Annotated in this window: 23 protein-coding genes; 7 read left to right on the top strand and 16 right to left on the bottom strand. The window is 65.0% G+C overall.

The genetic code is table 11. The annotated features are described in order from the left end of the window. Positions 1 to 21 precede the first annotated feature (21 nt). Positions 22 to 3,645, bottom strand: a complete 3,624-nt coding sequence (gene smc, locus B0G38_RS04635; protein WP_264668361.1) for a chromosome segregation protein SMC — start codon at positions 3,643 to 3,645, stop codon at positions 22 to 24. Between the two features lie 248 nt (positions 3,646 to 3,893). On the opposite strand from smc, the gene B0G38_RS04630 reads away from it, so the two are divergent. The 4 genes from B0G38_RS04630 to B0G38_RS04615 are packed head-to-tail and all read left to right on the top strand — an operon-like array spanning position 3,894 to position 9,481. Further along, positions 3,894 to 4,919 (top strand): 3-oxoacyl-ACP synthase III, encoded by a 1,026-nt coding sequence (locus B0G38_RS04630; protein ID WP_205834522.1) that lies wholly within the window; start codon positions 3,894 to 3,896, stop codon positions 4,917 to 4,919. Beyond that, positions 4,913 to 7,612, top strand: coding sequence for an alpha/beta fold hydrolase (locus B0G38_RS04625; RefSeq protein ID WP_264668360.1), 2,700 nt, complete (start codon positions 4,913 to 4,915; stop codon positions 7,610 to 7,612). The genes B0G38_RS04630 and B0G38_RS04625 overlap by 7 nt, the downstream gene beginning before the upstream one ends. After that, positions 7,609 to 8,655, top strand: a complete 1,047-nt coding sequence (locus B0G38_RS04620) for an NAD-dependent epimerase/dehydratase family protein (protein ID WP_264668359.1) — start codon at positions 7,609 to 7,611, stop codon at positions 8,653 to 8,655. Before B0G38_RS04625 ends, B0G38_RS04620 begins: the two co-directional genes overlap by 4 nt. Before the next feature lie 10 nt (positions 8,656 to 8,665). Further along, positions 8,666 to 9,481 carry a serine hydrolase domain-containing protein gene (locus B0G38_RS04615; RefSeq protein WP_264668358.1) on the top strand — a complete coding sequence of 272 codons (816 nt, stop codon included), beginning with the start codon at positions 8,666 to 8,668 and terminating at the stop codon, positions 9,479 to 9,481. Between the two features lie 75 nt (positions 9,482 to 9,556). On the opposite strand, the gene fmdA is transcribed toward B0G38_RS04615, so the two are convergent. The 8 genes from fmdA to coaD all read right to left on the bottom strand — a co-directional run bounded on the left by fmdA (position 9,557) and on the right by coaD (position 14,969). Then, the gene (gene fmdA, locus B0G38_RS04610; RefSeq protein ID WP_264668357.1) at positions 9,557 to 10,813 is read right to left on the bottom strand and encodes a formamidase; all 1,257 of its coding nucleotides are present in this window, start codon (positions 10,811 to 10,813) and stop codon (positions 9,557 to 9,559) included. A 39-nt stretch (positions 10,814 to 10,852) separates the two neighbouring features. After that, positions 10,853 to 11,137 carry an FmdB family zinc ribbon protein gene (locus B0G38_RS04605; RefSeq protein WP_264668356.1) on the bottom strand — a complete coding sequence of 95 codons (285 nt, stop codon included), beginning with the start codon at positions 11,135 to 11,137 and terminating at the stop codon, positions 10,853 to 10,855. Beyond that, on the bottom strand, positions 11,134 to 11,775 hold the full coding sequence (locus B0G38_RS04600; RefSeq protein WP_264668355.1) for an AmiS/UreI family transporter: 642 nt from the start codon (positions 11,773 to 11,775) through the stop codon (positions 11,134 to 11,136). Before B0G38_RS04600 ends, B0G38_RS04605 begins: the two co-directional genes overlap by 4 nt. 149 nt (positions 11,776 to 11,924) lie before the next feature. Beyond that, a complete protein-coding gene (mutM, locus tag B0G38_RS04595; RefSeq protein ID WP_264668354.1) occupies positions 11,925 to 12,890 on the bottom strand; it encodes a bifunctional DNA-formamidopyrimidine glycosylase/DNA-(apurinic or apyrimidinic site) lyase in 966 nt (321 codons plus the stop codon). Beyond that, positions 12,883 to 13,578 (bottom strand): ribonuclease III, encoded by a 696-nt coding sequence (gene rnc / locus B0G38_RS04590; protein WP_264668353.1) that lies wholly within the window; start codon positions 13,576 to 13,578, stop codon positions 12,883 to 12,885. The genes mutM and rnc overlap by 8 nt, the downstream gene beginning before the upstream one ends. A gap of 10 nt (positions 13,579 to 13,588) precedes the next feature. After that, entirely contained in the window at positions 13,589 to 13,792 is a 204-nt protein-coding gene (rpmF, locus tag B0G38_RS04585; protein ID WP_055240805.1) for a 50S ribosomal protein L32, read from the bottom strand. 2 nt (positions 13,793 to 13,794) lie between these two features. Further along, positions 13,795 to 14,370 carry a YceD family protein gene (locus B0G38_RS04580; protein ID WP_169996265.1) on the bottom strand — a complete coding sequence of 192 codons (576 nt, stop codon included), beginning with the start codon at positions 14,368 to 14,370 and terminating at the stop codon, positions 13,795 to 13,797. A 116-nt stretch (positions 14,371 to 14,486) separates the two neighbouring features. Continuing rightward, positions 14,487 to 14,969, bottom strand: a complete 483-nt coding sequence (coaD, locus tag B0G38_RS04575; protein ID WP_169996156.1) for a pantetheine-phosphate adenylyltransferase — start codon at positions 14,967 to 14,969, stop codon at positions 14,487 to 14,489. A gap of 75 nt (positions 14,970 to 15,044) precedes the next feature. Between coaD and B0G38_RS04570 the strand changes: the two genes are divergently transcribed. Both B0G38_RS04570 and B0G38_RS04565 read left to right on the top strand, forming a co-directional pair. After that, positions 15,045 to 16,286 carry an aminotransferase class I/II-fold pyridoxal phosphate-dependent enzyme gene (locus B0G38_RS04570; RefSeq protein ID WP_264668352.1) on the top strand — a complete coding sequence of 414 codons (1,242 nt, stop codon included), beginning with the start codon at positions 15,045 to 15,047 and terminating at the stop codon, positions 16,284 to 16,286. Between the two features lie 2 nt (positions 16,287 to 16,288). Then, positions 16,289 to 17,059, top strand: a complete 771-nt coding sequence (locus tag B0G38_RS04565) for a spermidine synthase (RefSeq protein WP_264668351.1) — start codon at positions 16,289 to 16,291, stop codon at positions 17,057 to 17,059. On the opposite strand, the gene rsmD is transcribed toward B0G38_RS04565, so the two are convergent. The 4 genes from rsmD to B0G38_RS04545 all read right to left on the bottom strand — a co-directional run bounded on the left by rsmD (position 17,056) and on the right by B0G38_RS04545 (position 21,964). Further along, complete coding sequence (gene rsmD, locus B0G38_RS04560) at positions 17,056 to 17,622, bottom strand: 16S rRNA (guanine(966)-N(2))-methyltransferase RsmD (RefSeq protein WP_264668350.1); 567 nt, start codon at positions 17,620 to 17,622, stop codon at positions 17,056 to 17,058. The genes B0G38_RS04565 and rsmD overlap by 4 nt on opposite strands. Before the next feature lie 3 nt (positions 17,623 to 17,625). Continuing rightward, entirely contained in the window at positions 17,626 to 19,821 is a 2,196-nt protein-coding gene (locus B0G38_RS04555; protein WP_264668553.1) for an ATP-dependent DNA helicase RecG, read from the bottom strand. Between the two features lie 4 nt (positions 19,822 to 19,825). Then, on the bottom strand, positions 19,826 to 20,794 hold the full coding sequence (locus tag B0G38_RS04550) for a DAK2 domain-containing protein (RefSeq protein WP_264668349.1): 969 nt from the start codon (positions 20,792 to 20,794) through the stop codon (positions 19,826 to 19,828). A gap of 144 nt (positions 20,795 to 20,938) precedes the next feature. Next, on the bottom strand, positions 20,939 to 21,964 hold the full coding sequence (locus B0G38_RS04545) for an LCP family protein (RefSeq protein WP_264668348.1): 1,026 nt from the start codon (positions 21,962 to 21,964) through the stop codon (positions 20,939 to 20,941). Between the two features lie 148 nt (positions 21,965 to 22,112). On the opposite strand from B0G38_RS04545, the gene B0G38_RS04540 reads away from it, so the two are divergent. Beyond that, complete coding sequence (locus B0G38_RS04540; RefSeq protein WP_264668347.1) at positions 22,113 to 22,601, top strand: DUF3515 domain-containing protein; 489 nt, start codon at positions 22,113 to 22,115, stop codon at positions 22,599 to 22,601. A gap of 33 nt (positions 22,602 to 22,634) precedes the next feature. Here B0G38_RS04540 and B0G38_RS04535 read toward each other — a convergent pair whose 3' ends face one another. The 3 genes from B0G38_RS04535 to B0G38_RS04525 are packed head-to-tail and all read right to left on the bottom strand — an operon-like array spanning position 22,635 to position 25,599. Then, the gene (locus B0G38_RS04535; protein ID WP_264668346.1) at positions 22,635 to 23,783 is read right to left on the bottom strand and encodes a D-alanine--D-alanine ligase family protein; all 1,149 of its coding nucleotides are present in this window, start codon (positions 23,781 to 23,783) and stop codon (positions 22,635 to 22,637) included. Continuing rightward, a complete protein-coding gene (locus B0G38_RS04530) occupies positions 23,780 to 24,817 on the bottom strand; it encodes an NAD(P)H-dependent glycerol-3-phosphate dehydrogenase (RefSeq protein ID WP_264668345.1) in 1,038 nt (345 codons plus the stop codon). Before B0G38_RS04530 ends, B0G38_RS04535 begins: the two co-directional genes overlap by 4 nt. Beyond that, entirely contained in the window at positions 24,814 to 25,599 is a 786-nt protein-coding gene (locus B0G38_RS04525; RefSeq protein WP_264668344.1) for a lysophospholipid acyltransferase family protein, read from the bottom strand. Before B0G38_RS04525 ends, B0G38_RS04530 begins: the two co-directional genes overlap by 4 nt. Between the last annotated feature and the right edge of the window lie 4 nt (positions 25,600 to 25,603).

Raw genomic sequence — 25,603 nt, 5'->3', positions numbered from 1 at the left:
GGGGTGTCGGGGCGCCGCGCATTAGACCTCTGCGGTGGCAAGACGCTGGGATATGACGGTGGAGACGCCGTCACCCCGCATGGTCACGCCGTAGAGTGCGTCGGCGACCTCCATGGTGCGCTTCTGGTGGGTGATGACGATGAGCTGACTGGACTCGCGCAGTTCCTCGAAAATGGTGATCAGCCGCCCCAGGTTCGTATCATCCAGGGCCGCCTCTACCTCATCCATCACGTAAAAGGGCGATGGCCGCGCCTTGAAGATCGCCACCAGCAGGGCCACGGCGGTCAAGGAGCGCTCGCCGCCGGAGAGCAGCGAGAGGCGCTTGATTTTCTTGCCGGCCGGGCGTGCCTCGACTTCGATACCCGTGGTGAGCATGTCGTCCGGATCCGTGAGCACCAGTCGTCCTTCGCCACCGGGGAACAACCGGCCGAAGACGCGTTCGAACTGTGCCGCCGTGTCGTGGTAGGCCTCCGTGAAGACGCGTTCCACCCGCTCATCGACCTCCTTGATGATGTCCAGCAGGTCCTTGCGCGTGGCCTTGAGGTCTTCCAGCTGGCCGCTGAGATACTGGTGGCGTTCCTCCAGCGCCGCAAACTCTTCCAGTGCCAGGGGATTCACCTTGCCCAAGGAGGATAGGTCCCGTTGGGCCTTCTTCAGCCGCTTCTCCTGCTCCGCACGGACAAACGGCACTCCCTCGATCACGGGGTTGCCGTCTTCGTCCACCTCCTCACGCAGGGCCGCCCACTTATCGTTCGACGCCGCCGTGGCCACTGGAACAGGCTGGTCCGGCCCGTATTCAGCCACCAGATGGTCCGGCGTCAGACCCAGCTCGTCAATCGCCTTTGTCTCAAGGGACTCAATGCGCAGCCGCTGCTGGGCTCGGGCCATCTCATCGCGGTGTACGGAATCCGTCAGTTCCCGCAGCTCGTTGGCGAGCGCGTCGGTCGAGGTACGGACGGTGGCCAGTTCGCGCTCCCGTGCTGCCCGGACCTCCTCGGCAGCATCACGTTCGCGTTCAGCCAGGTCAACTGACACGTCCAGCCAGGCCAGCACCTGCTTGACGCCCCGTCCGACGGCGGCGGCTTTGGCCGCCTGTACCTGGCGCTTGCGTGCCCGCTCGGCTGCCTGCGCCCGGGCGTGCCGTTCCGTCGCCGCTGCCCTTTCCAATGATGCGGCGCGGTTGCCGATCGCGTTCAGCTGCTCCTCCCCCGAGCGCAGAGCCAGTCTGGCTTCCATCTCGCTCTGGCGTGCCCTGGTGGCGGCGGCTGCGAGCGCATCGCGTTGTTCGGTTGAGGGCTCGACTTCTGCAGGAGCTTCCTGGGCGGCGCCGAGACGCTGGGTGATCTCCGCCAGTTTCTGCTGCTCAGTGGCAACGTTGGCTTCGGCAGCTTCAACCAGCCTGGCGATCCGCTCGCTCTCCCCCACGGCTGAGCGCAACGTCGAGCCAAGATGGCCCAGCCGCTCAGCCACAGCCGCCAGCCGGGCGTCCGATTCGTTCAGCTGTTCCAGCGCGGCCTCTGCCCGGGCGGCGGTCTCTGCACGGCGTGCCGTTGCGGCCGCGATCGCAAACTTGGCCCGTTCTGCCCTGGCCGTGGCGTGTGCCAACCGTTGGGCGGTTTCCTCCACCGCAGCCTGCACTTCCAGCAGACTCGGCCGGCCGGCCGATCCGCCACGGGCGCTATAGGCGCTGAAGACCTCGCCGTCCCTGGTCACCGCGGTCAGCTCCGGGCGGGCGGAAACAGCTTCCGCTGCCCCGGAAAGATCCTCAACAACGACGACGGAAGCCAGCAAGGCGCGTACGGCTGCGGCTTCTTCCTTCAACGTGACCAGGGCGAGGGCAGGGACCGCGCCACCGGGCAGGGCCAGGTCCCCCTCGGACTGATCAGCCGCGGCCTGATCCGCCGGGGCCTGACCCGCAGGGGCAGGATCTGCTGTCCGGGCAAAGACAAGCTCAATCCGGCCGGAGTCCTCGCTCTTCATCAGCTCCAGAGCCTGTACCCCGGCATCCCGGCCCGCAACGACTACCGCTTCGGCGCTATTGCCCAGCGCCGCGGCTATCGCGGGCTCATAGCCGGGTTCCACCGTGATCAGCTCTGCCAGCGGCCCCAGGACTCCCTCTGAACCGGAGGCCAGCAGAGCCTCGCTGCCGTCCCGGCGGTCGAGGCCTACTTCCAGTGCTTCCTTTCGCGCCGACAAGGCATCGCGCTCACGTTCGGCTTCGCGTTCCTCCGCGACGAGGGATTCGAGTTCTTCTTCGATCGCGTCCAGTTCCTGCGATGCCTGCTCGTATTCGGCGTCGAGGCCCTCTTCGCCTTCTTCCACTCCCGCGACTTGGGATTCCAGCGCGCTGAACTCGGTCTGCGCTTTCCGGCGGCGTTCCTCGCCCTCACCGATCGAGGCACGTAGGCGTCCCAGCTCAGCTTCCGCCGCCTCCACCCGCGAGCGGGCCGCCGCCACCTGACCGGCCAGTTTGGCGAGACCTTCCCTGCGGTCTGCCGCGGCCCGCAGGATGGCGGTCAGGCGTTGGTCTTCGGCAACGGCACTGGCTTCCGCTTCGGCGCGGGTCTGGACTGCGTCCTCCAGGGCTTCCCTGCGGTCCTCCAGCTCGAACTCGAGTTCCGCCTGTTCTTCGCGCACCTGTGCGGCCTGCTGTTCCAGCTGGTCCGGATCCCGTCCGGTTTCCGGTTCCGCATCCGCATTGCCGAGCAGCCGCCGTCGTTCATTGGCCAGGTTGCCCAGCGATCTGAACCGTTCACGGGCGGAAGAAAGCTGGTACCAGGCATCCCGGGCGGCGTTCAGCCTCGGTGTAGCCTCTGCCGCCAGCCGTTCCAGTTCCGCGAGCCGCCGCCGTCCTGCCTCCAGCGTTCGTTCCACCTCCGCCTGCCTGGCTTTCATCGCCGCTTCATCCGCCACTTCCTGCGCCAGGGCAGCGGTCAGCTGGACCAAGTCATCTGCGAGCAGGCGCGCCCGCGCATCCCGGACCTCGAACTGCACCTGCTGGGCGCGGCGGGCCACCTCGGCCTGTTTGCCCAACGGGGTCAACTGGCGGCGGAGCTCGCCGGTGAGATCGGTCAGGCGGGCGAGATTGGCCTGCATCGACTCAAGCTTCCGGACCGTCTTTTCCTTGCGCCGCCGGTGCTTGAGGATTCCCGCGGCTTCCTCGACGAAACCCCGGCGGTCATCCGGAGTGGCGTGCAGGATACGGTCCAGCTGGCCCTGGCCCACGATCACGTGCATTTCGCGGCCGAGGCCGGAATCGCTGAGCAGTTCCTGGATGTCCAGCAGGCGGCAGTTGCTGCCGTTGATGGCATATTCGGAGCCGCCGGTACGGAAAAGCGTGCGCGAAATGGTGACTTCGGTGTATTCGATGGGTAAGGCGCCGTCGGCGTTATCGATGGTCAAGGAGACCTGGGCGCGGCCCAGCGGCGAACGGCCAGAAGTGCCTGCGAAGATGACGTCTTCCATCTTGCCGCCGCGCAAGGTCTTGGCACCTTGTTCGCCCATGACCCAGGCCAGAGCGTCGACGACGTTGGACTTGCCGGACCCGTTGGGACCGACGACGGCCGTGACACCGGGCTCGAAATCGAAGGTCGTGGCAGACGCAAAAGACTTGAAGCCGCGCACAGTCAGAGATTTCAGATGCAAATTGTGTCTCCCGCAGCACTTTTTCCTTGAAACAATCTATCGTGTTTCCTATGCGGATCGCGGCACAAAGGGGCGCTAATGTGCGCAACCAGGTGTTCCGGGTCTGCTGTGGAGGAGCGGTTAATCACATATGCATGCCGGACGGTGCATGTGCGGGAACAGCCGCATTAGGTGCATAGTTAAGGTTTCGGGGTGCATCACAGGCGCGGACCGGTGCCGCGGACAGAAACACGAATAAAGGCTGGATATTGATCGGTAACGCGACGTTTCGACATGACAACACGGCACTGCTGGCCGTCACAAGTGTGGAGGCGCCGGTAGTCGTCAGTTCCGCGGAGTTCGACGAGCGCCTGGCCCCCAGCCTCAAGCGTCTGCGCCTTTCCAAGCGTCTGCTCGAGCGTGTCGCCGGAGTGTCCGAACGCCGCTGGTGGTCGCCGGGCACAAGTTTCGACGACGCCGCCATCGAAGCCGGCGCCAAAGCCATGGCCGAGGCCGGCATCGAGCCCGACGAAATCGGCCTGCTGATCAATACTTCGGTGACCCGCAAGAACCTCGAGCCTTCCGTGGCGGTGAAGATCCACCACAGCCTGGGTTTGCCGTCGTCGGCCATCAACTTCGACCTGGCCAATGCCTGCCTCGGGTTCGTCAACGGGATTACGCTGGCAGCCAACATGATTGACTCCGGCCAGATCAAATACGCGCTCATCGTCGCCGGGGAAGATGCGCAGCAAACCCAGGAAACCACCTTCAAACGGCTGAACGATCCGGATTCCTCCCGGGAGGATTACCTGCGCGAATTCGCCACGCTGACGCTGGGCTCCGGCGCCGCCGCAGCCGTAATCGGCCCGGCGGACCTGCACCCGGGCTCGCACCGGATCATCGGCGGCGTTTCCCGCGCCGGAACCGAACACCACGGGCTGTGCGTGGGCGGACAGGACGGTATGTTTACCGATACCAAGGGGCTGCTGGAGGGCGGGCTGGAACTGGTGGTCACTGCGTGGCACGAGGCGCATGACAACGGCTGGAACTGGCGGTCCATGGACCGCTACGTCACCCACCAGGTCTCCAACTCCTACACCAACGCCATCATCAAGGCCGTCAACCTCGTGAAGGACAGAGTGCCGATCACCTTCCCGAAATGGGGCAACGTGGGTCCGGCGTCGCTACCGATGACCCTGGCCCAGGAAGCGCAGAGCCTCAACGCCGGCGACCGTGTGCTGTGCATGGGAGTGGGCTCCGGATTGAACACGGCCATGATGGAGATTGCGTGGTAACTGAGCTGTGGCCAGGCGTCCGGGCTGTCTGGTCCCGCCGCGTCAACGTACCTTCGACGGCGGCAGCGGACCCGGACGGCAGCACGCACACCTGGCATCTGCTCGACAACGGACCCCAGCTGGAAGAACGCGGGATCACGCCCGCCGGCACGTTGCTCTGCGTGCACGGCAATCCCACCTGGTCCTACCTCTGGCGCAGCCTGCTGGCGGCAGCAACCGACGCGGAGCAGCCCTGGCGGGTGGTCGCCGTCGACCAGCTGGACATGGGCTTCTCCGCCCGCACCGGTACGTTCCGCCGGCTTGAGGACCGCATCACGGATCTGGGCGACCTGACCCGGGAGCTGGACCTGACGGGCCCGGTCGTCACCGTCGGCCACGACTGGGGCGGCCTGATCTCCCTCGGCTGGGCCACACGCCACCGGCAGCAGCTCGCCGCCGTCGTACTAACGAACACCGCAGTACATCCGGCCGGCTACTCCGTCCCCGCCCCGCTGCAGCTCGCACTGCACCCGGCCGTGCACAGCTGGGGAACGACGACGTCGGCCGCTTTCCTCCGCGTGACACATGCGTTGGCGCATCCCCCGCTGGCCAAGGACGTCCGCGAAGCGTTCATGGCACCGTACCGCAGCGCCGGGCGGAGATCCGGGGTGGGCAACTTCGTCGCCGACATCCCCGCGGACCCGGCTGCCCCCAGCTGGGGCACGCTCACCGGGGTAGCCGATGGCATCCGTTCCCTGGACGTTCCGGCCCTGGTCCTGTGGGGGCCTAAGGATCCGATCTTCTCCGACCGTTACCTGCGCGATCTGCTGCAGCGCCTGCCGCAGGCCGACGTGCACCGTTTCGAGGGTGCCGGCCATCTGCTCCCCGAAGACGCAGACATCGCCACGCCCGTCTTCGGCTGGCTGGACCGGCTGAAGACCGGCGTGGAGCTCCGTAGCGGCGAAAGCGCACCGGGCCATGCAATGGCAGATGCCAGCACTCCGGAAACCGGCTCAACTGAAGCCACATCGACGGCGCCGGTGGTAGGCACGGGTTCGTTCCGCCCCATGTTGGCCGAACTGGCCGAGCGGGCCGGGGACACTTCGCCCGCCGTGGTGGACATGGCCCCGCTCGACGCCGAGCCGGGAACCGGCCCGCGGACGTTGTCATGGGCCGAACTCGCCGCCGTTGTGGACCGCCTGGCGGCAGGCTTGTCGTCCATCGGTGTCAAGGCCGGAGACCGGGTCAACCTGCTGGTTCCCCCCGGCATCGAGCTAACGAGCCTGATCTACGCGTGCCTGAAGCTCGGGGCCGTGATCGTGGTGGCCGACGCCGGCCTGGGCGCCACCGGCCTGAGCCGTGCCATCAAGGGCGCAGGCCCGAAGTTCATCATCGGAATCGAACGCGCCTTCGTCGCCGCCCGGCTCTTCCAATGGCCTGGCGTGAAGATCAGCGCCACGGCCATGAGCGCACCCAAACGCGCGCTGTACGGCGTCAGCCACACGGTGGAGGACCTGCTGCAGTCGATCCCGGGCGAGCCCGGTACCGCAGCAGTCACAACGGATCCGGATCCGGACGCGGATGCCGCTATCCTGTTCACCTCCGGCTCCACCGGACCGGCGAAGGGCGTGGTCTACACGCACCGGCAGTTGGCCGCCATGCGGGACACCCTGAAGGATACGTACAAGCTGCAGGCCGGCACCGCACTGGTTGCCGGTTTCGCCCCCTTTGCCTTGCTGGGGCCCGCTTTGGGGGCCACCTCGGTCACCCCCGACATGGATGTCACGGCGCCCAAGACCCTGACCGCGGCGGCACTGGCCGAAGCCGCGGCAGCAGTACAGGCGACCGCCGTTTTCGCGTCCCCGGCAGCATTAAACAACGTTGTGGCTACCGCCGCCGAGCTGTCCGGCCCGCAACGCGGCGCTTTGGGAGAGGTTGAACTGCTCCTCTCCGCCGGCGCGCCGATCCCGGAGCCGCTGCTGGCCAAAGTCCAGCGGCTGGTCCCAAACGCATCCCTGCACACGCCGTACGGGATGACCGAGGCCTTGCCCGTCACCGACATCAGCCTCGAGGAAATCCGGTCAGCTGGTAAGGGCAACGGCGTGTGCGTCGGCACTCCCGTCGCCGGCGCCAAGGTTGCCGTCACCGCCCTGAACCCGGATGGCAGCAGCACCGATGACCCCATCACCCGGCCCGGTGTTACCGGCGAGATCCTGGTCAGTGCTCCGCACGTGAAGGACCGCTATGACCGGTTGTGGATCACCGAATCGCGCAGCAGATCCGTCCCCGGCTGGCACCGCACCGGCGACGTGGGGCATCTCGACGAGGCAGGACGCCTCTGGGTTGAGGGACGGCTGGCACACATCCTGACCACCGCCCACGGCGTCAAGACGCCCGTGGCCGCCGAGCAGGCAGCCGAATCGGTCCCCCAAGTTGCCCGGGCAGCCGTGGTGGGCGTCGGCCCCGCTGGCGCCCAGGTTCCGGTCGCCGTTGTCGAAACGCAGCCGAAGGCACGGAAGCCCGCCCCTGCCGCTTGGAAGCTCAGTGCCAAGGTGCGCGAGACAGTAGCGGCAGAAACAGGTCTGGATCTTGCCTCCGTCCTGCTGGTGCCCGAGCTGCCTACCGATATCCGGCACAATTCCAAGATCGACCGGGCCGCATTGGCACAGTGGGCAGCGAAGGCGCTGGCCGGAGGACGGATGGGCCAGCCATGAGCACCGGAACGGCCCAAGGCCGGAACATCCTGGTCACTGGCGCCAGCGGCATGCTTGGCGGTGCCGTCGCCCGGCTGCTGATGGAGCAAGGCCACCACGTACGCACCTTCCAACGGCGCCCTGCTGCCTTCGCCCAAGATGGGGCACAGGCAGAAACGGTTCAAGGGTCACTGACCGACGAGCTCGCCGTGGCCCGCGCAGTTACGGGCGTTGACGCCGTCGTGCATTTGGCCGCGAAGGTTTCCTTCACCGGCGAATGGAGCGACTTTGTCGCCACCAATATCGAAGGGACGCGGGCTCTGCTCAAGGCAGCCCGTGCTGCCGGCGTACGGGACTTCGTGTTCGTCTCTTCGCCGTCGGTCGCCCATTTCGGTACCGCCATTGCCGGCGCAGGCGCAGGAACTGCGGATCCCGAACGGGCACACGGAAACTATGCCAGGTCCAAGGCCGCGGCCGAGCTGCTCGCCTTGGCGGAAGACTCCCCCGCATTCCGGGTGGCCGCCGTACGTCCGCACGTCGTCTGGGGACCCGGGGATACCCAGCTGGTGGAGCGGGTGGTGGCGCGGGCACGGGCTGGCAGACTGCCCCTGCTGGACCATGGCACAGCGCTGATCGACAGCACCTACATCGACAACGCCGCCGCCGCCATTGCTCGGACGCTGGAACGGATGGACCACGCCCACGGGCAGGCGCTGGTGGTCACCAACGGCCAGCCGCGGCCGGTAGGCGAACTGCTGGCCGGCATCTGCGCGGCTGCCGGCGTGAGGCCTCCTGCCTGGAATGTGCCGGGCTGGCTGGCCCGGGGCGCCGGCAGTGTGATCGAGCGCGCCTGGACCGCAGCCGGTAAACGCGGCCTGGTCCGCGACGAACCACCGATGACAAGGTTCCTGGCCGAACAGCTCTCCACCGCGCACTGGTTCGACCAACGCCGCACGCGCGAGGTGCTGGATTGGTCCCCTGCGGTCAGCATCGAAGAGGGCCTGGACCGGCTCGCGGAGCACTACCTCGGCCGGTCCGCCGTCGCGCTTAACCACCACCCGTAGGAGAATCAGCATGCAGAGCCTGAAACATATCGCCGACTGGCCGGTCCCGAATGCGTCGACCGCCGTGATCGGAAAGGACGGCGGCCTGCTGGGCTCCCACGGAGACCAGGACCGCCATTACGCGTTGGCCTCCGTCACCAAACTGCTCAGTGCCTATGCCGTGTTGCTGGCTGTGGAAGAGGGCGCCTTGGAGCTGGACCAGCCTGCAGGACCGGAGGGTTCGACCGTCCGGCATCTGCTGGCACACAGCGGCGGTTACGACTTCGGCGACCGCTCCGTGCGCTATACGCCGGGCGAACGCCGGCTGTACTCCAATGCCGGATTCGAGGTCCTCGGCGAAACCGTGGAACACGCAACCGGAATGGCCTTCGCCGACTACCTGCGCGACGGCGTCCTGCTACCCCTGGGCATGCAGCGGACCTCGCTGGAGGGCTCCCCCGCCGCCGGAGCTACCTCGACCGTCGCCGATTTGTCGCGCTTCGCAGCAGAGCTGCAGCAACCCCGGCTGCTGGATCCGTCCACGCTGTCCGAAGCCACCTCGGTGGTTTTCCCCGGGCTGGCGGGCGTGCTCCCCGGCTTCGGTCGGCAGAAGGACAATGACTGGGGCCTGGGCTTCGAAATCCGCAACGGCAAGCAGCCGCACTGGACCGGCGGGAACAGTTCACCCCGCACTTTCGGCCATTTCGGCCAGTCCGGGACGTTCCTTTGGGCGGATCCGGAAGCCGGCGCCGCATGTGTCACGCTCACGGACCGTGACTTCGGCCCCTGGGCGGCCGAGGCCTGGCCGGCTTTCACCGATGCGGCGCTGGCCGATCTGGCCACCTGAGCCAAGCTTGCCCGCCAGTGCAATGCCGCGGACGTCTGCCTGTAGCGACGTCCGCGGCACCGCTGTAGTCTCTGCTCAGCCCGCAGAAGCCTTGGGGGCGCCGATGCCGGGGTCTATCTGGAACGGTCCGTTCGCCGATGGCCGCACATCGAAGTCAAAGATCGACGTCGGCAGATACACCGTCGAGCAAGAGTTCGGGATGTCGACCACCCCGGACAGCCGGCCCTCGATCGGTGCGGCGCCCAGCAGCAGGTAGGCCTGCTCGGGGCTGTAGCCGAACTTGGTCAGGTAGTCGATGGCGTGGAGGCAGGCGCGCTGGTAGGACAGATGCGAGTCCAGATAGTGCTGCTTGCCATCCAAGGTGACCGAGGTTCCGGAGAATGCAATCCACTCACTGAACTGTGGGTCCACGGTGCCGGGCATGAAGATAGCGTTCTCGCTGACGCCGTAGGTGTCCATCCCGCCCTTGATCACTTCGAAGCGCAGGTCGATGAACCCGCCCATCTCGATGGCCCCGCAGAAGGTGATCTCGCCGTCGCCTTGGGAGAAATGCAGGTCTCCGAGCGAGAAGTTGGCACCATCAACGAACACCGGATAGAAGATCCGCGACCCCTTGGTCAGATTCTTGATGTCCTGGTTTCCGCCGTTCTCTCGTGGCGGCGCTGTGCGGGCGGCTTCCCCTGCCACACGGTCGAAATCCGAGTCCGGTACACCACCGAGAAGTGCGTGCTGCGGCTCCGGCGGCAGTGCCAGCGGCGGCACCCGATCCGGATCCGTCGCGATCAGGTCGCCTTCGCGCTTGTTCCACTTGGCCAGCAGCTCTGCCGAGGGAGCGGTACCCATCAGTCCCGGGTGGATGATGCCGTTGAAGGACACACTCGGCACGTGGCGTGAGGTCGCTTTCTGCCCGGTGAAGTCCCAGACGGCCTTGTACGCATCGGGGAACTGCTCCGTGAGGAAACCGCCGCCGTTGGTCTTCGCAAAAATGCCCGTGTAGCCCCAGCCCTGGCCGGCCAGCGGCCCGGAGTCCTCCTGCGGAATCGGTCCGACATCCAGAATGTCGACGACGAGCAGGTCCCCCGGCTGGGCTCCTTCGATGGCAAACGGCCCGCTGAGTTTGTGTACCGTTAGCAGCGGGGCATTGAGGATGTCGTCCGCCGAGTCATCATTGACGATGGCACCGTCGAACCATTCACGGCAGTCGACCCGGACGGACACCCCCTGCTTTACGGTCGCAACGGGCGGGATCTCCGGGTGGTAGCGGTTGTGTCCGACTTTTTCCTGGTCTTCGAATTTCTTGCTCGAGTCGAGCGGGAAAATGACTTCTGGCATTATTCTCTACTCCTCTTATGTTTCTGCTGCCCTGTCGGATCAGGGCCGCGGAAGCTTCTGGTGCAGCGGATTGTGCGTATAACGTTGCTTGGGCGTCTTCTTGCCGGGCAACCCGGAGACTACGTCCGGCTCGTGAGCGCTCCTCGCCGTGCTGTCCAGCAGTTTGTAAGCGCTGGTCCCGGCGATGGAGAGTCTCGGCGCGCTGAAGACCCTGCGGGCCTCCCGTCCGCAGCCAGGACATTCGGTGCTCTGCGGTGCCTGCCCCATCGCGAAATTCATCTCGACCGCGTCGCATTGGGCACAGCGGTATTCGTAAAGAGTCATGAAGCCGCTCCTTGTGTTGTTGCCGGCCCTACCTGGTCTGCGTCGCTCTTTTGTCGCGGCCGCCCCAGGAACAATGAGGCGGCAAAGGATGCGGCGAAAATCAGCGCACCGGTCCAGGCAGTGGTGGCCGTCGAGATAAAGCTGCCGCTGAGCAGCAGCAGCGCGGGAATGGTGCAGGTCAACCAGCCGCAGAAGATGGCAAACCACCCTGTGGCCGCCGTGATGGAGTCCTTGCCCAGGGCCATGAGGAGGAAGAACATGAACCACAGCACGGCCCACGTGATCCAGATGACGCCGAACAGCGGATCCGAGATCAGGGTGAAACTGAGGACGCCGATAACTATCGCGACGACAGCCACGAAGAGGCTGAACCAGCCGAGTCCCTCGGCACTGATGCCGGTCAGCTGCAGGATGCCTACATAGAGGTAGGTAAAGCCGAACAGGAACAGACCGGCTGCCGCAAACGTCGGGGCCAATTCGCCTTGGGCCTGCGATAGCAGGACGAGAGGCACCACGGTCTGCAGGGCACCCACGAAGAGATTGAGTATTGCGGCTGATTTTCCGGGAATCCGGCCGAGCAGCATCAGCCCGTTGATGAAAAGAATTGCGCCTACGTATAACAGTCCGGCACTAGCCATATTTGCCTCATCGCAAAGGAAGTGGAACTACGAACGGGTATGGGCTAAAGCTAGCGTTCCTTGGTTGCCCAGGTCAATGGCAGACCTTGGGAAAACCCTATGGCATGGGCTTATTGCCGTTACCGGAAAGGACAGCGGCGACGCTCAGGCTACCAGCGGGCGTTGCGCGGCCTCGGCTGGCACACCGGGCAGGAGTAGGAGGAACGGTTCATGAAGACATCCCGCCGGATCTTGGTCTCCAGTCCCAGCGCTGCGCAGCGGTTGCAGTTTTCCCGCTCGCGCCCGTAGGCGTTCAGCGACCGGGCGAAGTACCCTGAGGCACCGTTGACGTTCACGTACAGGGAGTCAAAGCTAGTGCCCCCGGCGTCCAATGCGCGGTTCATGACGTCGCGGCAGGCTTCGACCAGCCTTTCCGCTTCCTTTCGCCGCATCGTATCGGTGGGCCGGGCATAGTGCAGCTTAGCTGCCCAAAGGGCTTCGTCGGCGTAGATGTTTCCGATCCCGGAGACCAGACCTTGGTCCAGAATGGCGCGTTTGATTCCGGTGCGGCGGGCACGCAGGCGGCGGTAAAAAGTATCGAACGAGAACGCAGGATCCAACGGATCACGGGCGATATGCGTGGCCTCCACCGGCACCAGTGGCAGGCCGCTTTCCGACAGCCCTCCCGCGTGCCCGTCAGCCGTCGGCACCAGGTCCGCCAGGAAAACTCCGCCGAAGATCCGCTGGTCGACGAAGCGCAGTTCGGCCGGCATGGACGTGCCGTCGGCATTCGAGGCAGGGCTTAGGGTGAGGCGGACCTTCAAGTGCTTTTCGTCAGGCTGGACGGAATCCTCGACCAGCAGTTGCCCGCTCATCCCGAGGTGGGCCATCAGCGCAAGCCGTGGCGCCCCGCCGTCGTCGTTGGTTTCTTCGCGCAGCGGCAGCCAAAGGAACTTGCCGCGGCGCACCACGTCTTCCACCCTGGTGCCTTCGAGGTTGCCGCGCAGGTCCTCGGCGCCGAGCGCATGGCGGCGGATGGAACGCTCGTCGAGGACCTCGACGCCGGTGATGGTGCGGCCGCGGACCCACTGGGCCAGGCCGCGGCGTACCACCTCGACTTCAGGCAGTTCAGGCATCTGCGGGTTCGACGGAACGCAGCTGGCGCCACGAGACGGCGGCAGCTTCCTGCTCGGCTTCCTTCTTGGAGTGGCCGGTGCCCTGGCCGTAAGCGGTGCCGCCGATGCGCAGCGTTGCCACGAACGTCCTGGCGTGGTCCGGTCCGGAGCCCTGGACGGCATATTCGACGCTGCCCATCTTGCGGGCGGCGGCCAGTTCCTGGATGCTCGTTTTCCAGTCAGTGCCTGCGCCCAGCGCCTCGGCATCCGCGAGCAGCGGGGAAATGAGGCGCATGACCATCCCGCGCGCGGTTTCGATGCCGTTAACAAGGTAGGTAGCGCCGATCAGCGCTTCGACGGTGTCCGCCAGAATGGAAGACTTGTCCGCGCCGTTAGTCAGCTTTTCGCCCTGGCCGAGCAGAATGTACTGGCCCAGATCCAGGTCGCGGGCAACTCCTGCCAGCGCACGGGTGCTGACGACGGCGGAACGGCGTTTGGCCAGCTCGCCCTCAGGCAGGTCAGGATTGTCGCGGTAGAGCGCATCAGTGACGGAAAAGCCGAGAATGGAATCGCCCAGGAATTCGAGGCGCTCATTGGTCGGCAGGCCGCCGTGTTCATACGCGTAGGAGCGATGTGTCAGAGCAAGACGAAGCGTCTCGGCGTCGATTTCGACGCCGAGACGCTTCAAAAGCTCTTCAGTTGAAGGCATGCGGACGCTATTAAACGTCGGCTACCTTGCGGCCCTTATACTCAAGGAACAGCGCAGTGCCTGCCGAGTCGGTGACGACTTTGGCCTGGTGAGGCAGGCTGTAGGTGACACGGCCGTTCTCAACGGTCTTAACCAGGTTGGGCGCAGTTGCCTTCCACTGGGACCGGCGTGCGCGCGTATTCGAGCGGGACATTTTCCGCTTGGGAACAGCCACGACTAACTCTCTTCTCTCTCGTCTGACTCTGTACGTGTTGCTGCCTCATCGGCAGCTGTGCCAGCCAACCCGGCGAGGGCTGCCCAGCGAGGATCCAAAACCTCATGTTGGTGGCCCGGATCCTCTTCAAGGCGCATCCCGCATTCAGGACAAAGGCCTTTACAGTCTTCCCGGCACACCGGCTGGAACGGCAGGGCGGTTACCACTGCGTCCCGCAACACCGGTTCGAGATCGATTGAATCGCGCTCTACCCGCCGCTGCTCGTCAGCCTCTTCATCATCCGGACCCTGATCCTGCGGATCGAAGCCCTCGTAGTAGAAGAGTTCCTGCACCCTGACGGAGAGATCATACTCGATTGCATCCAAGCAGCGCCCGCACTCCCCCGTTACATCAACGGTGGCAGTGCCGGAAACCAGAATGCCTTCGTGTACGGACTCAAGCCGCAGATCCAGCTCCATATCAGAGCCTTCCTGCACGCCAATGAGTGCTGCACCGAACTGATCCGGTGCAGGTACATGCTCGTTCAGGGTCCGCATAGTACCCGGGCTGCGCCCGAGATCCTTGACCGAAATAGCCAGGGGCGATTTTTGATCATGATTCATGATCACAACGATGAGAACTCCTATAGAACATATGACCGACGTATTATCTTAGCGCGAAGTTGCCCATACTCTCAAATGGACGCTCCGCAGGACTATTGTCCTTGTTCGTCCTGCTGGAAACGTTGCAGCACGGCTTTGGGAACAAAGTCCGCGATATCACCGCCGAGCGCCGCCACTTCCTTAATCAAAGTGGATGAGAGATGTGTGTAACTGTTCTCCGCCGGCAGGAACACCGTTTCGACGCCAGTGAGATGGCGGTTCATCCGGGCCATCGGCAGTTCGTAGTGGTAATCCTGCGTGGAACGCAGTCCCTTGATGATGACACCTGCACCATGGCTGCGGCAAAATTCCGCCAGCAGCCCGTCGCCCATCGGCTCCACGGTGATCCCCCGCAGGTAGGACAGGGTCTGGCGCGCCATATCCAGACGCACGTCCAGGGAGAACCTGTATTTCTTCGCATAGTTGGTGGAGACGGCGACGATCACTTCGTCGTACATGCTGGCGGCACGGGCAATAATTTCAACGTGCCCGTTGTGCAGCGGGTCATAGGATCCAGGGCAGACGGCTCGGCGCATATCTATGAATCTAATCCATTCACAGCACAAGTCACAGCACGTGAGGCCGCGGTTGTAGTGATATTACTGGGAGATATGAGCAGAACGGACGAAAACCTGGCCCAAGGGTCCGCCTCGGGGAACCGCGCACCATGGCTGCGCACGGCCGAAGGCGCCAACCTGCTGGGCGCCGACGGCCATCTGGGTGTGACCATCTTCGAGGAGATCACAACGCTGGCCGTTCACGCCGGCGCGATCAACCTAGGCCAGGGGTTTCCTGACGAGGACGGGCCGGAACTGATGCGGGAGGCTGCCCGTGACGCCATCTCGGCCGGCGCAAACCAGTATGCGCCGGGCAAGGGAATCCCCGCGCTGCGCGAAGCGATCTCCGACCATCAGCGGCGTTTCTATGGACTGACGCCGGATCCGGAGACGGAAATCATCGTGACCACAGGGGCTACGGAAGCCTTGGCCGCCGCCCTGCTTGCCCTGACCGGCCCCGGCGACGAGGTCCTGACCTTCGAGCCGTTCTACGACTCCTACGGTGCTGTGATCGCGCTCAGCGGCGCAACCCACGTCACGGCGCCCTTGCTGGCGCCCGAGTTCCAGCCGGACTTGGTCGCGCTTGAGGCGGCTTTTTCCGCGAGGACGCGCGTCATCCTGGTCAACAACCCGCACAATCCGATGGGCAGTGTCTTCACGCGGGAGGCGCTGACACGCATCGTGGAGCTGGCCAACCGCCACAATGCCATCATCATTACGGACGAAGTCTACGAGCACCTCACCTTCGGCGTTGCCCACATACCCGTGGCCACGCTGCCCGGCGCATCGGAGCGCACCCTCACCATTTCCTCCGCGGGCAAAACGTTCTCGCTCACCGGATGGAAAATCGGCTGGATGAGCGGGCCGTCCGAGCTGGTAGCGGCGGCTCGGACCGTCAAGCAATTCCTCAGTTATTCCTCCGGCACCCCCTTCCAAGCGGCCGTGGCGGCCGGTCTCGCGCTGGACGGTTCCTTCTACCAAGACGTAGCGGACACGCTGCAGCGCAAGCGGGACATCCTCAGCGAGGGCTTGCGGGCAACGGGTCTGGACGTCTTCACGCCCCAAGGCACCTACTTCGTCAACGTAGATGCGGCGCCGCTGGGCGTTACCGATGCAACGGCGTTGGCCCGCCGGCTCCCTGAACTGGTCGGCGTGGCAGCCATACCGGTTCCGGTGTTCTGCCACCCGGCAGGTGCGGAACGGACCAAGTCGCTGCTGCGCTTCGCCTTCTGCAAACGTGTGGATGTGCTGGAGGAAGCGGCGTCGAGGCTCGCCACTTTGAAGGACCGGCTCTAGCGGTGCAGAATCGTTTTCTGCGCGGCAGCGGCCTGCATGCCTCCCTTGACCCGGACAGCAGGGTGCCGGGAGCGTACATCCTGAGTATCGGCGGCGCCGAACAGTCCCATGTGGACCTGAAGCACCCGGAGCATGTCTTCTACGAGTACCTGCGCCGGATCGCCAACGTTGTGGATCTTGCCGGCGAACCTGGCCAGCCGCTGCGCTCGTTGCATCTGGGTGCCGGTGCGCTCACGCTCGCGCGCTATATCCAGGCCACCAGGCCGGGCTCCGAACAGCACGCCGTGGAGTTGGAACGGGAGCTGCTGGACTACGTCATCGACCAGCTGCCGCTACCCGAAGGCACGGACCTGACCGTTTATATTGGCGATGCCCGCCAGGAAGTGACCTTCGGGGATATCGACGGTGAGTTCGACGTCGTCGTGCTCGATGTCTTCGCCGGCGAGGATGCCCCGGAACATCTGGCCACTGGCGGTTTCTACAGCGAGCTGCTCGAACTGCTGTCACCCGGCGGAGTCCTGCTGGTCAACGTCGGCGACGACCCTCCGCTGGCCTTTGCCAAACGTCAGATCTCCGAGCTGTCGGACTGCACACCAGCGGTGGCTGTGCTGGGCGAAGCTGGCATGTTCACCAGCCGCTATGCCGGCAATCTGGTGCTCGCGGCGAGACGGGATTCGTGGCCGGAGGACTGGACGCAGTCCTTGCTCGCCGCCGGTCCGCATCCGGCGCAGGTGCTCACGGGCGCCGAGCTGGAATCATTCGTGCTGGCTTAGACCGGCTCCGCGAACCACAACTGCGTCTCACCGTACTTCCGGCCGGAAAAACACTCCAGCCCGGCCGGCCAACGTGGTTCCGGCGAACGCGAGGAGCGTTCGACGACGACCACCGCACCTTCGACCAGGAACGGCTCCAGCAACGCCAGGATCTCGGCCAGCTTGTCTTCGGCGAGCGGGTACGGCGGATCGATCAGCACCAGGTTGTAATGCCTGCCCTCCTGCAGCCTGCCCAGGAATCCCTCGGCGCTGGTGCGGTGGACCTGCACGACGGCCCGGCGCAGCACAGAGTTGATCATCTCGGCGTTGCGGCGGCACACGGCCGCGGCCTTCTCCGCCAATTCGACCAGCTCGACGCGGGCCGCCCCCCTGCTGGCGCATTCGGCCCCCAGCGCGCCCGAGCCCGCGAAGAGGTCAAGAACGACGGCGTCATGAATGACGTCGTACGACTCGAGCCGTGAGAACAACGCTTCCTTGACCCGATCCGTCGTCGGCCTCGTCGCGGTGCCCGGGACATTGGCCAGCGTCATGCCGCCGGCGGTCCCGGCCACCACCCGGCTCATGCCCTATCCCCGTTCAAGGAACGCCTCTTTCTCCGGGTTGAGATACTGCTCGATGGCTTCGGCCAATTCCGGGTAGTCCCCCAGCTGGGCGTCATGTTCGATGATCGCCGCGGCGTCCTTGCGCGCGTGTTCGATCACGGCTTCGTCCTTGATGACGCGCAGCAGCTTCAGCGTGGACTTGCCGCCGGACTGGGAAGACCCCAGAATGTCGCCTTCGCGGCGCAGCTTCAGGTCATCCTGGGCGAGCCGGAATCCGTCCGTGGTCGCCTCCACCGCTTGCAGCCGCTCCCGGCTGGGGTGGCCCGGCTCCAGGCTTGTGACGAGCAGGCACGTGCCCAGCAGCGAGCCGCGGCCCACCCGTCCTCGCAGCTGGTGCAGCTGCGATATGCCGAACCGGTCCGCATCAAGGATCACCATCATCGTGGCGTTGGGGACGTCCACACCGACTTCGATCACGGTGGTGGAAACGAGCAGGTCCAGCCGCCCCTCGGTGAAGGCTGCCATGGTGGCATTCTTTTCCCCCGAGTCCAGTCTTCCGTGGAGGACACCGATGCGCACTCCGGACAAGACCGGCAGTTCCGCCAGAAACTCTGCCATCCGTTGGACGGAAGCCAGCGGACGGCTTTCCTCTCCGGTGTCGGCAGTCGGCTCAAAACTGGCCGGGTCCTCGCCTTCGTCGTCGCCGATCTTGGGACAGACCACGTACACCTGCCTGCCGGCATCGACTTCCTCGCGTGCCCTGGCCCAGATCCGGTCAGCCCACCCCGGGTTCTCCACCAGTCCCACGAGATGGGTACGGATCGGGGCGCGGCCGGCTGGCAGTTCCCGCAGCACCGACGTTTCCAAATCGCCGAACACGGTCATGGCAACGGTGCGCGGGATCGGTGTGGCGGTCATGACCAGCAGGTGGGGCGGCTTGATAGCCTGCGCACGCAACTGGTCGCGCTGCTCGACGCCGAACCGATGCTGCTCATCCACCACGATCAGGCCCAGATCGTAATACTCGACCTCTTTGGAGAGCAGGGCGTGGGTGCCTATGACGATGCCCGCCTCGTTGCTGTTGATATCCCGCAGGACGCTGCGGCGGGCGGAACCGACCACGGAACCGGTCAACAGCACGACTCTGGTCCCGTTTTCGTCGCCGCCAAGCATGCCGCCCTCGGCCAGCGGCCCCAGCATCCGCCGGATCGATTCGTAGTGCTGACCGGCCAGCACCTCTGTTGGTGCCATCATGACGGCCTGGCCGCCGGCGTCGATGACCTGGAGCATGGCGCGCAGGGCAACAAGTGTCTTGCCGGACCCCACTTCCCCCTGCAGCAGCCGGTTCATCGGGTGGTTCTCCGCGAGCTCCGCGGCAATGGTGGCTCCGACCTCCTGCTGGCCGCCGGTAAGGGTGAAGGGCAGCGAGGCGTCGAAACGCTCCAGCAATCCGGCCCGGTGGTGCGGCCTTGCGGTTGCTTCCTCGGCAGCCGCTTGTGCCCTGCGCCGGGCCAGCGCCGTCTGGAGTATCAGCGCTTCCTGGTACCTGAACCTCTCCTGGGCTTTGGCCACCGATTCCAAGTCCTGGGGGCGGTGGATCTGCTGGTACGCGTCCTCCAGCGAATACAGCCGGTCGCGGATGGCGATATCGGCCGGCACCGGGTCCTCGATCCGGCTGAAGTCCACGACGTCGAGCAGAGCTTCGACGGCGGCTTTGATCCGCCAGCTGCTCAGCTTCGCGGTGGCCGGATACAGCGGGACGGGACGCCGGGCTTCCTCGGCGTCAAAGCCATTCTCGTCCTCAAGCAGCACGTAGTCAGGATTGGTCAGCGTCAGCTGGCGTTGGTACGTGGTGACCTTGCCGGCAAACATGGCCATTGTGCCCGGCAGCAGTTCCTTGTCCGCACGGTACGTGTTGAAGAACGTCAGGTGCACCTGGTTCAACCCGCGTACGGAATCATCGCTAACGACGACGTCGGTCAGGATACCTTTCCGTGCACGCATCCGGCGTGTAGTGCAGCTGACAACGCGGGCCACCAGGGTCACGTTTTCGTCCAGGGGAAGCTCGGCAATGCTGGTCAGCTCACCGCGCTTGAGATAGCGGCGCGGGAAATAATTCAGCAGTTCCCCGACGGTGGTCAGGCCAAGGTGCTTCTCCAGCGCCGAAGCGCTGCGTTGTCCGAGCCGCCGCTTCAGTTCGAGTTCAACTTCTGCCGGCAGATGTTCAGTCATGGGCCTCGTACACCGGGGCGGAAAGATCGGTCACGGACAGATTGGATGGTTCGGCGAAGGCCCGGATCGCGGCCAAGGCGGGCTCCGCTTCCGGGACATGGGCGTGGACCCGCCAGCGGTAGCCGACCTCGGACTCGGTAACCGCACTCAGGATCACGGAATCGCCCAACTCGTCCAACTGCAGTCGCAGGGTGGCCGCATCAAGCGGACTCAGGTTGATAGTGCACATGACTTCCACGCCTTCGTGCGCCTGCCCCAGATGGATGTGCGGATCCTGCAGGTTGTAGCCGTGCAGCCCGTCCAGCAGTTCCGGCTGCAGTTCCACCCCGAGGGCGCTGGAGCGCAACGTGTCCATGATCAGCAGGAAACCCACGGCTCCGGCGTCCACCACCTGTGCGGCTGCCAGCATACCGAGCTGGTCTTCGGTCTGCACGACGGCATCGAGGGCAGCCTCCACCACCGCTTCCAGCGTGACTGCCAGACCATGGTTTGAATCGTCCCCGTTGTGTGCGGCTCCGTGGGAATTGGCAGCCTGTGAGACTGCTTCCATTGCCGAGAGCATGGTGCCGGGCACCGGATCGCTCAACGCGGACCAACAGCGGATTTCTGCCCGCTGGAGTGCCGCAGCCAGCAGCGGCCCTGTCATCCTGGTGGTGCCTTTCAGAGGTTCCGCCATCGCCGAGAGGAACACCGCGAACAAGGTGCCGGAGTTTCCACGAGCTTCCTCCATGGCAGCCTGCCCGCTCACCGCCAGCAGTTCGCCGACATCCGCGGTCTCCGCTTCGGCGGCCGCTTGGGAAGCTGCCCTCACCGTCAGGTACAGGTTGGTGCCCGTATCCCCGTCCGCTACGGGGAAAATGTTGATGGCATTGAGCCGGTCGCTATGGTTGCCGAGCACTTCTTCCGCCTTCGCCAGCCAGCGCTTGAGCGCCTGTGTGTTCGCGGCTATCTTTGCGTGCAAGGTGTTCCAATCCCGCTGCCGCGGCACAAACGGGCCAACGGACTCTTACAGTTCTCCAGCGTTAACCGAGCCTACCGTAGCCGGAGCCCGGGAGTGGGTAACGTTTAGGGGATGGCCGGCAAATCAGGAGCAGTTTCCGGACTTCTACCCGGCCGAAGCGAGATAGTCGGCCATCGAGCCATTGCTCATTGCCTTGGATATTTCGGCGATGGCCGCTTGATCCTTGAGCACAATGGACTGGCCGTCGGCGGATATGCCGGTGCCCAGTGACGGGAGCGTGAACATTTCGATGTCGTTGCCGCGCACCTTCCACAGGCTGGCGCCGAGGAAGGCTGCCGCCGGGCCGCTGAACTCCGAATCAACGCTGATGTAAGGCGAGAACTCCGAGACCACGCCACTCATCCGCAGCGGATTGACCAGTGTCGCCGGTGAGAGGATTTCGGACACCAGGGCTTTCACGAACAACTGCTGGTTGGCCACTCGCTGGTAGTCGCCGTTGGTGAACGACTTGCGCTCCCGAACGAAATTCAGCGCGGACTCGCCGTCGAGGGTCTGCACACCTTCGGGGAAGGATTCGCCGTTGCCTCCGGTGATCTGGAAGGCGGCAGGGTTATCGATTTGAACTCCGCCAAGGGCATCCGTCAGCGCCCGGAAGCCGGCAAAGTCGACGCTGGCAACATGGTCGATGCGCGCGTTGAACAATGTCTCCACCGTTTCGACCACCAGCGGGGTGCCGCCGAATGCCATGGCGGAGTTGATCTTGTGCTCTCCGTATCCGGGGATCGTGGTCCAGGTGTCGCGCATGATCGACATGACGTAGACCTTGTCGCGGTTTTCCGGAAGGTGCACGAGCATCATCGTGTCCGTCCGGCCGCCGTTGGGCACGCCTGCGAGGTTTTCGCCCTCGCCGCTTCCGCCGTCGGCGTCGGTTCCCATCAGCAGGATGTTCTTGGAGCCATCACCGGCTACCTTGCTGATGCGGTTCTGCGGGAACGCATTCTCAATCTTCTGCGAATTATTGTCGAAGACGTTGGCCAGGTAAAAGACGTAGCTACCGCCGATGACGATGGCCACTGCCACCAGCGCAGCCAGTACGGCCAGCACCTTGGGCAAGGGCCGGCGCTTGGGGCGGCGGGGAGGGGCGTAGTCATAGTCGTAGTCAGACGTCATTCATTCACTTTCTTGAAACGGGCCACGGACGAGCATAGTGGCCGAAACTGGACGGTTCCTGCAAGGGGTGCCGCGCAGCGAGTCCGGGTGCGCGGGCGCTCCCGGGCATCCATTATTGTCCGCACCGGCAAGCGGATAGGCTGGATCCATGTCCCGGATGAACGCCCTGAGCCGATACCTGCCTGCCTCGTTGCTGGGGGCAGGGATAGTGTTCGCGGCAACGGCCTGCTCTCCTATCGTGCAGGTTGATGCCGCCGAAGACGCCGCCAATCCCGCCTGCGCTCCGATGATGGTGATCCTGCCGGAGTTCGTGGCCGATGCTGAGCGCCGCGAGACCTCCAGCCAGGCAACTGCTGCCTGGGGCGACCCGTCCAAAGTCATCCTGCGCTGCGGTGTCCCGGTGCCGGGACCGACCACGGACCGGTGTGTCACGGTCAACGGCATCGACTGGGTCCTGCACGAGGGCGAAGAGACCTGGACGGCCACCACTTATGGCCGCGAACCGGCCACGGAGCTTATTTTTGATCCGGACGAGGTGGCCGAATCCACCATTCTGGTGGATCTGGCCGACGCGGCCGCGGAGGTTCCGCAGACCAACGAATGCATCAACCCGACGGACACGCTCGACGCCTCGTAGACACGGGACGCCGAGCGGCAACCGCACCTGCGGTCAGCGCAGCCCGGTTTTGCGGTTCAGCGCGAGATAGATCAGTTCGTCAATGAGTTCGGTGTAGGGCAGGCCTGACTTGGCCCACATCTGCGGGTACATGCTGATCGGGGTGAACCCGGGCATGGTGTTGATCTCGTTGATGACGAGACGGCCGTCCTGTGTGTAGAAGAAGTCCACCCGGGACAGGCCCTCTCCCGCGACGGCATCGAACGCCTTGCCGGCAAGTTCGCGGACCCGGTCCGTGGCTTCCGAAGGCAGGTCCGCCGGGCAGCTGAGTGCGGCGGCCGCGCCGTCAACGTACTTGGCTTCAAAGTCGTAGAAATCGTGCTCGCCGGGCTGCACCGCGATCTCACCTGGGAGGCTGGTGCGCGGGTCAGCAAAGCCCCGCCCCTGCAAGACGGCCACTTCGATCTCGCGGCCGACAATCCCCGCTTCGACAACGATCTTCGGATCGTGCTCCCGTGCGGCTTCGATGGCGGCCCGTAGTCCCGCTGCGTCGGAAACCTTGCTGATGCCCATCGATGAGCCGGCGCGGGCCGGCTTCACGAAGACCGGGAAGCCCAGTCCCGCCACGCGTGCCAGGGCCGAGTCCGGGTCCTGCTGCCACTGGCGGTCGGTAATGACCTCGTACGGCCCGACTTCAAGCCCCGCGGCTTCGAAGACCACCTTCATGTAGTGCTTGTCCATGCCGACGGCGGAGGCCAGGACGCCGGCGCCCACGTAGCGCACGTCGTTCATTTCCAGCAGGCCCTGCAGCGTGCCGTCTTCGCCGAAAGGTCCGTGCAGCAGCGGCAGCACAACGTCGACCTGTCCCAGGCTACGGAGGGCGTCGGAAGCAGAACGGACAACCAGTTCCGTGGCGGAGTCTCCGGCGGCCAGCAGCACCGATTCCGCTGCAGGGGTGACCTCCGGCCGGGTCGCCGAGGTCAGGGACCAGCGGGCAGGATCATCGGAGACCAACGTCCACTGGCCGTTGGCGGCGATGCCGATCGGAACGACGTCGTACTTTTCCTGGTCAATGGCCGCCAGAACGCCTGCAGCCGTCACACAGCTGACCGAGTGCTCGCTGGAACGGCCGCCGAAAAGGACGGCGACACGCGGTTTCCGCCCGGTCTCCGGGGCATTGGGACTGTTCGGTTCTTTTTTCACTGTTCCTGTTCGCCTTCGGATTTGAGCTCACGGGTGAGCAGTCGCGGGGCCAGGTCCTCGACGGAAATTTCTCCCTCGAGAACGGCGACCACGCTTTCGGTAATCGGCATTTCCACACCTACCTGGGTGGCCAGGTCGAGCACCGCGCGCCCGGACTTGATGCCCTCCGCGGTCTGCGTCATGCGCTGGCTGACTTCGTCCAGCGTCAGGCCTTCGCCGAGCAGGCGGCCAGCGGTGCGGTTGCGCGAGAGCGGGGACGAACAGGTCGCCACCAAGTCCCCCAGCCCGGCCAGTCCCGCCATCGTTTCCAGCTCGCCGCCCAACGCCAGCGTGAGCCGCGTGGTCTCCGCCAGTCCGCGGGTGATGACGGAGGCCTTGGTGTTGTCACCCATGTGCTTGCCATCGCAGATGCCCACGCACAAGGCGATGACATTCTTGACGATCCCGCCGATCTCCACACCCACAACATCCGTGTTGGTGTACGGGCGGAAGTACCGGGCGGTGCAGGTGTTGGCAATCCACTGCGCCACGTCGCGGTCCGTACAGGCCACCACCGAGGCGGTGGGTTCCTTGCGCGCGATCTCCATGGCCAGGTTGGGGCCGGAAATCACCGCGATCCGCGAATCTGGCAGCGAGAGTTCTTCCTTGATGACTTCGCTCATCCGCGAGTCGGTGCCGCGTTCCAGGCCCTTCATGAGGGAAACAACGACGGCGGTGTCCCCCAGCAGCGGTTTCAAGGCCGCCAGCTGAGGCCGCAGCGTCTGCGCCGGAACGGCAAGAACCACCAGCTCCGCCCCGTCCATGACCTCGGCCACGTCACCTGAGGCGGTCAGGTTATCCGGCAGGCGGATGTCGTTGAGGTACTGGCTGTTCAGGTGGCTGCGGTTGATTTCCTCCGCCACTTCCGGCCGCCGCGCCCACAGCCGCACCTGGATGCCCGGATGGGCATCAGCCACGACCTTGGCAAACGTTGTGCCCCAGCTGCCGGCGCCCAGAACAGCCACTGCGGCGGGCAGTTCCTGGTGGGAGCTCACGGCTTTTCCTCCGGTGATGTGGGTGGCAGGTCGGCGGGCGGAGACACTTCGAAGTTCCGGCCGGTGGCGTTCTGGCCGCGCACGGCCGGGTCCCAGCGTTGGGCCGGGGGCTGCTCGCCGCGGAGTCCGGCCAGCAAATCCGTCACGGCGTCCAGAATCCTGGTCGTCGCCTCCTCGAGCACGGTTTTCGTCAGCGGCTGGCCGATGAATTCGCTCAGGTCCACCGGCGGTCCGGCAACCACTCTTGCCGTCTTGCGCGGAAAGATATGGAGCTTCTTCGCGTAGCGCGGGAACAACTCGTTGGCGCCCCAATGGGCTACCGGAACAACCGGAACCCCGGTCTGGAGCGCCAGCCTGGCCGCGCCGGTCCGGCCGCGCATGGGCCACAGGTCCGGATCCCGGGTCAGCGTGCCTTCCGGGTAGATGATCACGGCACCGCCCTGATCCATCACCTCCCGGGCCACGCTGAGGGAGCGGTTTGCGCCGGCACTGCTGCGCTCCACGGGGATCTGCTTGGCGGCCGACAGGATGGCGCCGACCACGGGGATCTTGAACAGGGAGGCCTTGGCCAGGAAGTGCGGGAAGAAACCCTGGTTGTAAACGAAATGGCCAACCACCAGGGGGTCTATTTCCGTATTGTGGTTGGGGCAGACGATGATCCCACCGCCTTGCGGCAGGTTCTCCGTCCCCTCCCACTTACGCCGGAGGAGCAGGTTCAGCACCGGGCGCACCAAGGCGGCCAAGGTGTTGAGCGTGGCCCGTTCCTTCATGGCCGGCTTCATCCTT

This window comes from Crystallibacter permensis, assembly GCF_025960875.1.
Classification (GTDB): domain Bacteria; phylum Actinomycetota; class Actinomycetes; order Actinomycetales; family Micrococcaceae; genus Crystallibacter; species Crystallibacter permensis.
The sequence above is the reverse complement of the archived record's forward strand: the minus strand, read 5'-3'. Positions and strand labels throughout refer to the sequence as shown.